General features: G+C 35.2%; 13 protein-coding genes. 2 read left to right on the top strand and 11 right to left on the bottom strand.

Features of this window, described 5'->3' with window-relative positions; all coding sequences use genetic code 11:
• Nucleotides 1-278: IS3 family transposase (locus BM212_RS11290; protein ID WP_143744949.1), on the top strand; the 278-nt coding region annotated here is incomplete at its 5' end.
• 254 nt (nt 279-532) lie between these two features.
• Here the strand turns inward: BM212_RS11290 and BM212_RS11285 are convergent.
• From BM212_RS11285 to rpsF, 11 genes are all read right to left on the bottom strand, one after another.
• Nucleotides 533-1,828 (bottom strand): adenylosuccinate synthase, encoded by a 1,296-nt coding sequence (locus tag BM212_RS11285; RefSeq protein ID WP_091898614.1) that lies wholly within the window; start codon nt 1,826-1,828, stop codon nt 533-535.
• A gap of 277 nt (nt 1,829-2,105) precedes the next feature.
• Nucleotides 2,106-2,354 carry a hypothetical protein gene (locus BM212_RS11280; RefSeq protein ID WP_091898612.1) on the bottom strand — a complete coding sequence of 83 codons (249 nt, stop codon included), beginning with the start codon at nt 2,352-2,354 and terminating at the stop codon, nt 2,106-2,108.
• A 50-nt stretch (nt 2,355-2,404) separates the two neighbouring features.
• Complete coding sequence (locus BM212_RS11275) at nt 2,405-3,175, bottom strand: fructose-specific PTS transporter subunit EIIC (protein WP_177206453.1); 771 nt, start codon at nt 3,173-3,175, stop codon at nt 2,405-2,407.
• An 18-nt stretch (nt 3,176-3,193) separates the two neighbouring features.
• The gene (locus tag BM212_RS11270) at nt 3,194-3,505 is read right to left on the bottom strand and encodes a PTS fructose transporter subunit IIB (RefSeq protein ID WP_072693629.1); all 312 of its coding nucleotides are present in this window, start codon (nt 3,503-3,505) and stop codon (nt 3,194-3,196) included.
• Between the two features lie 12 nt (nt 3,506-3,517).
• Nucleotides 3,518-3,997 carry a PTS sugar transporter subunit IIA gene (locus BM212_RS11265; protein WP_091898607.1) on the bottom strand — a complete coding sequence of 160 codons (480 nt, stop codon included), beginning with the start codon at nt 3,995-3,997 and terminating at the stop codon, nt 3,518-3,520.
• A gap of 167 nt (nt 3,998-4,164) precedes the next feature.
• Nucleotides 4,165-5,538 (bottom strand): replicative DNA helicase, encoded by a 1,374-nt coding sequence (gene dnaB, locus BM212_RS11260; RefSeq protein WP_091898618.1) that lies wholly within the window; start codon nt 5,536-5,538, stop codon nt 4,165-4,167.
• Nucleotides 5,539-5,708: 170 nt separating this feature from the next.
• Complete coding sequence (gene rplI, locus BM212_RS11255; RefSeq protein WP_072693631.1) at nt 5,709-6,161, bottom strand: 50S ribosomal protein L9; 453 nt, start codon at nt 6,159-6,161, stop codon at nt 5,709-5,711.
• 25 nt (nt 6,162-6,186) lie between these two features.
• Nucleotides 6,187-8,184, bottom strand: a complete 1,998-nt coding sequence (locus tag BM212_RS11250; protein ID WP_072693632.1) for a DHH family phosphoesterase — start codon at nt 8,182-8,184, stop codon at nt 6,187-6,189.
• A 160-nt stretch (nt 8,185-8,344) separates the two neighbouring features.
• On the bottom strand, nt 8,345-8,578 hold the full coding sequence (gene rpsR, locus BM212_RS11245; protein ID WP_072693633.1) for a 30S ribosomal protein S18: 234 nt from the start codon (nt 8,576-8,578) through the stop codon (nt 8,345-8,347).
• A 29-nt stretch (nt 8,579-8,607) separates the two neighbouring features.
• Nucleotides 8,608-9,141, bottom strand: a complete 534-nt coding sequence (gene ssb, locus BM212_RS11240; protein WP_072693634.1) for a single-stranded DNA-binding protein — start codon at nt 9,139-9,141, stop codon at nt 8,608-8,610.
• 60 nt (nt 9,142-9,201) lie between these two features.
• Nucleotides 9,202-9,501, bottom strand: coding sequence for a 30S ribosomal protein S6 (gene rpsF, locus BM212_RS11235; protein ID WP_072693635.1), 300 nt, complete (start codon nt 9,499-9,501; stop codon nt 9,202-9,204).
• 232 nt (nt 9,502-9,733) lie between these two features.
• Here rpsF and BM212_RS11230 point away from each other — a divergent pair.
• On the top strand, nt 9,734-9,967 hold a 234-nt coding region (locus tag BM212_RS11230; RefSeq protein WP_177206451.1), incomplete at its 3' end, for a helix-turn-helix domain-containing protein.

The following is a 9,967-nucleotide window of genomic DNA, read 5'->3' as shown; positions in this document are numbered from 1 at the left end:
GGGCTTATCAAATGTATCAATATCAAGCCGAGCTTAAAAAGCATAAGATTTTTCAAAGCTTCTCCCGAAAAGGAAACTGTTTGGATAATTCTCCAATGGAGAATTTCTTCAGTTTATTAAAACAAGAAATTTACCATGGAAGAATCTTCTATAGCTACGAAGAACTTGAACAAGCGATTACAAGATTTATTGACTATTACAATCAAAAGCGTATGAAAAAGAAATTAAATTGGATGAGTCCGATAGCATACCGAAAAGCGTATCAAAAAAAAGCGTGAAGTTTTTCAATTATATAAAAAAAGCGGAGTGGATTTCTCCACTCCGAGTAAGTCTAACATTTGGGGGTCACTACAAAAGTCTACTGTTTATTTTTTTGAAGTATTGTAGCGTTTAAAGAGTTTCAATAAATTTTAATATATGCTGATAGAAAAACTCAAATCAGCTATATTTATAAGCACTTTGTAGTACTATCTCCTCGATATGAATCACAAGGAAAAATATTTCTATTACTTTATTTTTAACTACAATTCATTTAATATACTGGTGCCCATACATTTTCCAATACATTTGTCTGGTCACGATCTGGTCCTACTGAAAATGTAGAAATATGAACGCCTGTCAGCTCAGAAATACGACGAATGTAATTACGTGCATTTTCTGGTAGTTCTTCTAACGTTCTGCATTTTGTTACATCTTCGCTCCAACCTGGAAGTTCTTCATAGATTGGTTTGCACTGAGCTAGTTCTTTTAAGCTAGCTGGATAATGCAAGATTTTTTCTCCATTCCGTTCATAAGCTGTACAGATTTTGACAGTTTCCAGACCAGATAGAACATCGATCGAATTCAGTGATAAATTCGTTACACCTGAAACTCGTTTCGCATGACGCATGACAACGCTGTCGAACCAACCGACTCGACGAGGACGTCCTGTTGTCGTCCCATATTCATTCCCGGCATCCCGAATAAATTGACCTGTATCATTGTTCAATTCTGTTGGGAATGGTCCATCTCCTACTCTTGATGTATAAGCTTTACATACACCAACTACCTTATCGATTTTAGAAGGACCGACACCACTTCCAATCGTTACACCACCAGCAACAGGATTAGAAGAAGTTACAAATGGATAAGTTCCTTGATCGATATCCAGCATGACACCTTGAGCACCCTCAAACAGCACTCGTTTTCCTGCATCTAGTGCATCGTTCAGTACGACAGATGTATCGCAAACATACTGTTTGAATTGTTGTCCAAATTCATAATATGGCTCAAAGATATCATCAAATTCCAGTGGTTCTGAATCATATATTTGAGTAAAATATCGATTTTTTTCTTCTAATACAACTCTTAAGCGTTCTTCGAAGATGTCTTTATCTAATAAATCGGCAATTCTGATGCCAATACGAGAGGCTTTATCCATATAAGCAGGACCGATTCCTCGAATAGTCGTTCCGATTTTCTTATCACCTTTGGAATCCTCTTGAAGTTGATCCATTTTAATATGATACGGTAAAATAACATGAGCACGATCTGAAATCCGCAAGTTATCTGTAGCAATATTTCTTTCATGTAGATAAGCTAATTCATTTACTAAAGATTTAGGATTGATTACCACTCCATTACCGATTACGCTTATTTTATCACTAGCAAAAATACCTGAAGGAATTAGATGCAATTTATATGTCACACCATCAAATTTGATTGTATGTCCTGCATTGTCTCCTCCTTGATAACGAGCAATCACTTCTGCATTTTCACTTAAAAAATCGGTAATTTTACCCTTACCTTCGTCTCCCCATTGTGTTCCAACAACTACGACCGACGACATTTGTCCACCTCATCTAAAAATATTTAATGATGTAAATCTAAAAAAGGAGCACATTCTCCACTTATTAAACAAAGTTTTGTTGATACAAAGACAGAATATTTATTATTCTGTTGATCTAAACAATTTGTTTTTAAATGGAGGTGCCCCCCTAATCTATTTTCACATCAATTAGTTTATTTCTTTAACAACCTTTATTTTACCATAGATTTTTTTTAATTGAATCCCTAATTTCCTATTTATTCAACTTTCAATAGATCTATTTGCTTCATAAAAATCATTAAATCGTAATATCGAAGTCTAGATCATCTTCATTTTGTGTCACTTCGTCCTTCTCTGGTTTAGGTTTCCTTACCAAGACTTGCAGCCCTACTGAACAAGCTACTCCAATTGTAATAGCTAAAATGAAAATGAATAGATTACTTGCCATTGGCAAACCGAAAACTCCAGACACACCTGCTGTGGAAACACCAAAAGCCATCATTATAGCTCCACCAATTCCAGCTCCTATCATATTAGGTCCAATCACACGAAGAGGATCTTGAAATGCGTATGGCAGAGCAGCTTCCGTGATTCCTACTAGCCCGGATAATATAGAGCCGGTGCCATCTTCACTTCTGCTTCACTAAATCTAGATTTTGCAATCAATGATGCAATACCGACAGATAAAGCAGGCACCATGATCCCTGGAAATACCGCAGCATTAACTCTGAAGCCTATTCCACTAGGTTCATTCCATAATGCAAATACAAATGTAATCGCGATTTTATTCAGAGGTCCTCCCATATCAAATGCACACATTGCGCTCAAAATAGCCCCTAATAGGAAAGCATACTGCGGAGCTTCTGAAAGATTAATCAAACTTGCAATAATAAAATCATTTAACGCTCCAATCGAAATCGCTACAGGATACGCCATAATAAAATATAATAACCAGCCTGTTAAAACTGGAATAAATAATGTCTTTTTAATTGATTCCATAAACTCAGGAACAGGTATTTTTCTAAAGTAAAAAACGACATAACCAGCAAGAAATCCAGCAAGAATTGCTCCTAAAAACCCACTTGATGAAGTATTTTCGATGGTCGGATGAGCAGCTATATACCCGCCTATAAAGCCTGGGGCAATTGCTGCCTTATCTCCTATCGCGTAAGCTACATAAGCTGCAAAAATAGCTGGAATCATGTCTATCATAACCCAGGCAAAGCCGTTCAATGTAGTCATGCTAACTGTATCAGCTTGTATGTACTGACTATACATTTCTGTGACTGCAATAGTCATTCCAGCAAATACAATAAATGGCAGCATGTATGAAACACCTGTCATTAGTGCCTGTTGAAATTTTCTCATTTTCATTTCCTTCTTTCTTTACATCTGTAATTTTTCCTTTATTTTATTTAGCAATCCATCTGCATTTTTGATAGCTGTACTAATTGGTATCTCAACTTTTTTAACTTTTTCAAAACGTTCTTTTTTTGCTATCCCCACTTCAACTGCTAAAATCACTATATCAGCCTGCTCAATTTCACTTTGTGTTAATTCATTTTCTATACCTGTAGCTCCTTGGGTTTCAACTTTAATCTGATGTCCCTGTTTTTTAGCAGCATCTTCTAAAGCCCGTTTAGCCATGAATGTATGAGCTACTCCTGTTGCGCAAGCTGTAACCGCTACTATATTCATCATAATGCCTCCCTATCTACCTTTTTTAAAAATCATCTCTATAAATCGCTTCATCTCTTCATTCTCTGTAATTTCATTTATTTTTCTTTGAACCTCTTCATCCATTAAATGGTATGAAAGGGTAGATAACAGTGCTAAATGTGTATCTTGTGCTTCATCTACCGGTACCAAAATTATAAATAGTTGGGTAATCGCTTCATCATCTAGTGAATCCCACTCTACCTCTTTTTCAAGTTTAAACACAGCTAAGATCGGTGACTCAAGTCCTTCTATTTTTCCATGAGGAATTGCAAACCCATTCCCAAATCCAGTCGTACTTAAAGCTTCTCTTTCTTTTATGCCCTTTGCAATAGTCTGTGCATCACTTTCATTATCTAACCAAATTGAGATAACTTCTGCAATTTCTTCTATCAGTTTCATCTTATCCGTATTAAAATTCGAAAAAGATACTTCTACGTATTTTCTTAACGCTTTTGTCCCATCTCTTTCCATGCTGTTTTTCCTTTCTTTCTCTTGTTGAATTTTTGCATTATCTAACTTTCAGTATACCAGTATAAGAAAATTAAACGAAAAGGTTTGCTCTATCAAAAAAAGAATCAAGCACCCGGAATGTTAGTAGTAACTCACCACATTCTTACGGTTCTTGATTCTCATGATTTTTAAGCTCTTGGAATTTGATCCTCTGGATAATAGGTCAATGAAGAAAATTTATTATATTCTTTAATAAAGAGTAATTTAACAGTTCCTCTAGCTCCAGATCGGTTTTTTTCTAAAATAACTTCGACCACATTATCGTCTACAGGTTCTGGTTCATCTTCGTCTCCATCACTGCGATAATAATCATCTCGATATAAGAAAGCAACAATATCAGCATCTTGCTCAATTGATCCAGATTCTCTTAAATCACTTAAGATTGGACGCTTGTCTTGTCTTTGTTCCACTCCACGAGATAATTGTGACAACGCTACTACAGGAACAGATAATTCTTTAGCTAATTTTTTTAATTGTCGAGAAATCTCTGAAACTTCTTGCTGACGACTCTCTCTGCCCGTTCCCTCAATTAGTTGTAAATAGTCAATAACCACTAATCCTAAGCTTCCTCGTTCTTGTTTCAATCTACGACATTTTGCACGAATTTCTGCTGTACGTATACCTGGTGTATCATCTATATATATATTTGCTTTCGATAAACTACCCATTGCTACAAATAGTTTTGTGAATTCTTCTTCTGTCAATTTACCGGTTCTTAGATTTGAAGCATTGATTGTTCCTTCTGCACAAAGCATACGATTCACTAATTGCTCAGCACCCATTTCTAAACTGAAGATAGCGACAGTTTCATCTGTTTTCGTTCCAATATTCTGTGCAACATTCAAAGCAAATGCTGTCTTTCCTACTCCTGGTCTAGCTGCTAATATAATCAACTCATCTTCATGAAGTCCTGCAGTCATTTGATCTAATGCTTTATATCCAGTTGATATTCCTGTAATTTCTTCATCATTCTGGAATAACTCATCAATATTATTAATCGTTTCTCTCAACACAGTTTCGATGTTCACAAAACCACTACGACTTCTTTTTTCCGATACTTCAAGGATTTTTCTTTCTGCTTCATCTAAAAGATTTGGCAAATTGCTTGATTCTTCATATCCTCTTGAAGCAATTTCGGTAGCTGTCTGGATCAAACGACGGAGTATAGAGCGTTCTTCAACGATCTTAGAATAATACTCCACGTTTGCGGCTGTGGGGACTGTGGTGGCTATATCAGCCAAATAAGGTGTGCCACCAATATCCTCTAGCTGATTTTTAGATTCTAGCCTATCTGCTATCGTAATAACATCTATTGCTTCATTTCTTTCACTTAAATCAACCATTGTCTGGAAAATCAACTGATGAGCACGACGATAGAAATCTTCTGATTCAATGTATTCCATTGCTGAAATAAGTGCTTCTGGATTAAGCAAAATAGATCCAAGTACAGACTGCTCAGCTTCAATGTTTTGTGGAGGTAAACGATCTCCTAATGGTTCCATTGCCAATATAGTCTCTTCCTTTCACACCCTGGGGTTATAAATTCATATTAATTGTACAGGATATGTACCTAAAAGTATATAAGGGAACTGACGTTTATCTTGTTTCACGTGGAACATTATTGTCAGAATTAATAAATAAAAGAGAAGCTTTCTCAGCTTCTCTTTTAACCCTATTTGTTTATTTCTAATACGCGAACAGTTAATTCAGCTGTTACTTCTTTATGCAATTTGACTTCTACTTTTTGAGCACCTAATGCACGCATCGGGATTTCTTGATGGATTTTTCGTTTATCAACCTTTATTCCTAATTGCTTTTCTATTTCTTTCGCAATTTGTTTAGTTGTAACAGAGCCGAATAATCTACCATCTTCAGCAGCTTTCTCATAAATCTCAATAGGATTCTCTTCGATTTTTTTCTTGTTTTGTTGAGCTTCTTCTAATATTTCAGCTTCTTCACGTTTTACTGCTTTCTTTTTAGCAGTCAGCTCTTTTCTTGCAGCATCTGTTGCTTCTTTTGCTAATCCTTTTTTCAAAAGAAAATTATTTGCATATCCATCAGATACGTTTTTTATTTCACCTTTTTTCCCTGTACCTTTAACATCTTTTAATAAGATAACTTCCATATTAAAACTCTCCTTTTATCTAATATTAGTCAAGTTCTGTATTTATTTTTTCAATTAACTCTTCTCTTACTTCCTGAACAGTCTTTCCATCTATCTGGGTAGCAGCATTAGATAAATGGCCACCTCCACCCATTTTTTCCATAATGATTTGAACATTGATTTTCCCTAAACTCCGTGCGCTTATTCCAATCATATCATCGGATCGTTTTGTAATAACAAAAGCTGCTTCTACACCAGACATACTAAGCATGGTATCAGCTGTTTGAGCTGTAGTAACAGGAGGATAAATTACATTATCCTTCCCATAAGCGATCGCTACACCTTCATGAACAAATTGGATAGTTTCAATCAACTTACTTCGTTTTAAATAGACTTCAGGATCTTCTTTTAAGAGTCTTTGAATCATTGTTGAATTAGCTCCTACAGACTGCAAATAACTAGCTGCATCAAAAGTTCTAGAACCAGTACGTAAGCTAAAGTTGTTTGTGTCTACTATGATTCCACCTAACATAGCAGTTGCTTCAATTCGATTGATTGGCTCACCATCTGAAGATACATATTCAAACAGTTCAGTAATCAATTCTGCAGTAGAAGAGGCATAAGGTTCAATATAAACAAGTAAAGGATTTTCAGTAAACTCTTCTCCACGTCTATGATGATCAATCACTATATTTTTCTTAGTTTTTTTAAGCAATTCTGGCGCCATTGATAATAAAGGCTTGTGATGATCCACTAAGATGACTAAATCATTTTCGGTTATTTTACTTTCAGCTTCCCTTGGAGATATAATATTCTGATTCACCTGATTATGATTTTCTATTTCTTTCATAAGTTTTTCTACATCACTACTCAAATCATCTTGATCAATAACGACCCAACATTTTTTCTTAAGCATCATGGAAATTCGTGCAATTCCTAACGAAGAACCAATTGCATCCATATCTGGATTCCTATGCCCTGTAACGAACACCTGATCGCTTCCTTTGATCAGCTCTTGCATTGCTTGACTAATCATTCTAGAACGAACTCTGGTACGTTTTTCCATTGGATTAGTTTTGCCACCGTAATATCTCGGCTCTTGATCTACTTCTTTAACGATAGCCTGATCACCGCCACGGCCTAACGCTAAATCCAAATTACCTTGAGCAACATCAGCTAACTTATCAAAATCATCGTCTCCATACGCAATACCAATACTAATCGTCAATGGTAAGTTACGCTTAGAGGTTCGATCACGAATACTATCTATAATATTAAATTTCTCATTCTCAATTCTTTCTAACTCACTTCTATTCAATAACAAAAAGTATTTGTCATCAGACGTTTTTTTATAGAAAATACTATGTTGTTTTCCCCAATTAGAAAGGTACGTCGTAATTAGACTATTGAATCCAGACACTCCTCGATCATCAAGACCCTGGACAACTTCATCATAGTTATCTAAGAACAGCCACCCTACTACGGGTCTTGCTTCTTCGTATTTATCTTTTACTTCTGCATATTCCGTAATATCCATGAGATAGATTGCATGTATATCTTCCTGAAGTATGATTTGAAAAATTTTATTATTCCAATTTAATAAATTGGAATCAGTATTATCAAATTCCTGAATTAACTTATAGAGATCTTCATTTACCTCACTGACATGCTTACCCAATACACTTTCTTCATTAGAGAGTTGGGTCTGCATATAAGGATTAATCCAATCTACTTCTTCATTCTGATTGATTAGGATAATACCGATAGGCATTTTAATTAAAGCTTCCTGCTCTCCACGTTTGATTCTATAAGAAAGATTCAATATATAGGAATTGAGTTCTTCGACGTATTCTTTACCAAATCTCCAGGCAACGACTATTGTAGTAATAATCAAGAGTAGCATGAGCAGTCCTATCCATATATTTGCAATAAAACTTAGTATAGTCAACACTACCAAAGCAGAAATGGTAAATATAATCATTATTCTCATTAAAGGTTGCTCTAAAAACTTGGGAATAGATTCTTCCTCATTGACTCGTTTCATAATGTCTCCTCTGTTTCAATATTTAGACTACTATATTTTAACATTTTTTAACATTTTATTCTAGACTGTTAGGAAAGGTCAATTTTTTAATGTTTCACGTGAAACATTAAAAATAAAAAAATCGCAACAGATATCTGCTGCGATTTTGTAAAAGTTATAATCAATCTTCAGCTACGAATGGAAGTAATCCCATGATACGCGCACGTTTGATTGCTTTAGTTAATTTACGTTGGTTTTTTGCGTAAGTTCCAGTTACACGGCGTGGTAAAATTTTACCACGTTCTGAAATGAAACGTTTCAACAAATCGATATCTTTATAATCAATATATTCAATATGATTTGCTGCAAAGAAGTCAACTTTACGGCGCTTTTTGCCGCCTCTGCGTCCTGCCATCTTATAAATCCTCCTTCTTTAGTTATGAATCAAAATGGTAAATCGTCATCTGAAATATCAATCGGATCATCATTTTTTTCAAATGGATCTTCATCGAAATTAGCAAAATTATTCTTATTTTGATTTTGATTATTTCCAGGAGCCTGGTTATTTCGTTGTGTATTACTGTTTTGATTGGAATAATTTGCGTTATTAGAATATCCTGAAGAATCGTTATCATTTTGACTACGTTTCTCTGTAACGGATTTCGGCTCTAACATTTGGAAATTTTCACAAACAACTTCAGTAATATACACTTTACGACCTTCATTATTCGTATAGTTACGTGTTTGAATACGTCCTGTAACACCGACTAGAGAACCTTTACGAGTGAAATTAGAAATAATTTCTGCCGTTTTTCTCCAAGCTACACAGTTAATAAAGTCTGTTTCTCTTTCTCCTTGGGCGTTTGTAAAAGTACGTTCAACCGCTATGGAAAAAGAAGCTACAGCAGTACCACTTCCTGTATAACGTAATTCAGCATCACGAGTCATTCTTCCCACTAATACTACATTATTAATCAATGGTTGTGCTCCTTTCTACATAATCATTTTGCAATTCGAATATGTTTCACGTGAAACATATTAGTCTTCCAAACGAACGATCATGTGACGAAGAATATCTTCGTTGATACGTGCTAGACGTTCGAATTCGTTAATTGCTGTTGCATCGTTAGAAACAATGTTTACCAAGTGGTAAGTGCCTTCTCGGTATCCTTTGATTTCATAAGCAAAACGACGTTTCGCCCAGTCTTTTGATTCAGTAACTTCAGCTCCGTTATCTTTTAGGATGCCATCGAAACGCTCAACTAGCGCTTTTTTTGCATCTTCATCGATATTTGGACGGATAATATATAAAACTTCATATTTAGCTGCTTGACTCATCTTTGACTGTCACCTCCTTATGGACTTTGGCCCTTTCATTTGAAAGAGCAAGGAAAGTATTCTTAAAAGAGTACTCACTTCGAACAATTATAGCACATTAGGGTTCTGAAAGCAATATTATTTATTTACATATTTAACATTTATCGTTCGAACGTGATAATGTCCTAAGTAGGTCGAAGCATAAAATGTCCCAAAATGATAAAATAAAATCATGAAAAGGATAATACTAACGATGAATGAAGATAAGAAATATAAAGTAATAAAAGCTGTGGCAGAAAAAAGAAAGGAAAAAAAGAGAGCTTGTGTTGAACTTGGGCTCTCGATGAGGCAAGTTAACAGATTGATTCAAGACTATCAAGAAGGAGGAAAAGCTGTTTTTTCACACGGCAACAGAGGAAAAGCAGCTAGGCACGCCGTGCCAGAGGAAACAAAAAGACAAGTGATCGAGCTCTATCAAAGTTTTAAG

The sequence above is a fragment of the Marinilactibacillus piezotolerans genome (genome assembly GCF_900114235.1).
GTDB lineage: Bacteria > Bacillota > Bacilli > Lactobacillales > Carnobacteriaceae_A > Marinilactibacillus > Marinilactibacillus piezotolerans.
This window is presented reverse-complemented; position numbering and strand designations above follow the sequence as displayed.

Excerpts from the sequence above, each read along its gene's own strand:
- BM212_RS11285 (WP_091898614.1), bottom strand. The coding sequence starts at position 1,828 with ATGTCGTCGGTCGTAGTTGTTGGAACACAATGGGGAGACGAAGGTAAG.
- BM212_RS11275 (WP_177206453.1), bottom strand. The coding sequence starts at position 3,175 with ATGAGAAAATTTCAACAGGCACTAATGACAGGTGTTTCATACATGCTG.
- BM212_RS11270 (WP_072693629.1), bottom strand. The coding sequence starts at position 3,505 with ATGAATATAGTAGCGGTTACAGCTTGCGCAACAGGAGTAGCTCATACA.
- BM212_RS11265 (WP_091898607.1), bottom strand. The coding sequence starts at position 3,997 with ATGGAAAGAGATGGGACAAAAGCGTTAAGAAAATACGTAGAAGTATCT.
- dnaB (WP_091898618.1), bottom strand. The coding sequence starts at position 5,538 with ATGGAACCATTAGGAGATCGTTTACCTCCACAAAACATTGAAGCTGAG.
- rplI (WP_072693631.1), bottom strand. The coding sequence starts at position 6,161 with ATGGAAGTTATCTTATTAAAAGATGTTAAAGGTACAGGGAAAAAAGGT.
- BM212_RS11250 (WP_072693632.1), bottom strand. The coding sequence starts at position 8,184 with ATGAAACGAGTCAATGAGGAAGAATCTATTCCCAAGTTTTTAGAGCAA.
- rpsR (WP_072693633.1), bottom strand. The coding sequence starts at position 8,578 with ATGGCAGGACGCAGAGGCGGCAAAAAGCGCCGTAAAGTTGACTTCTTT.
- rpsF (WP_072693635.1), bottom strand. The coding sequence starts at position 9,501 with ATGAGTCAAGCAGCTAAATATGAAGTTTTATATATTATCCGTCCAAAT.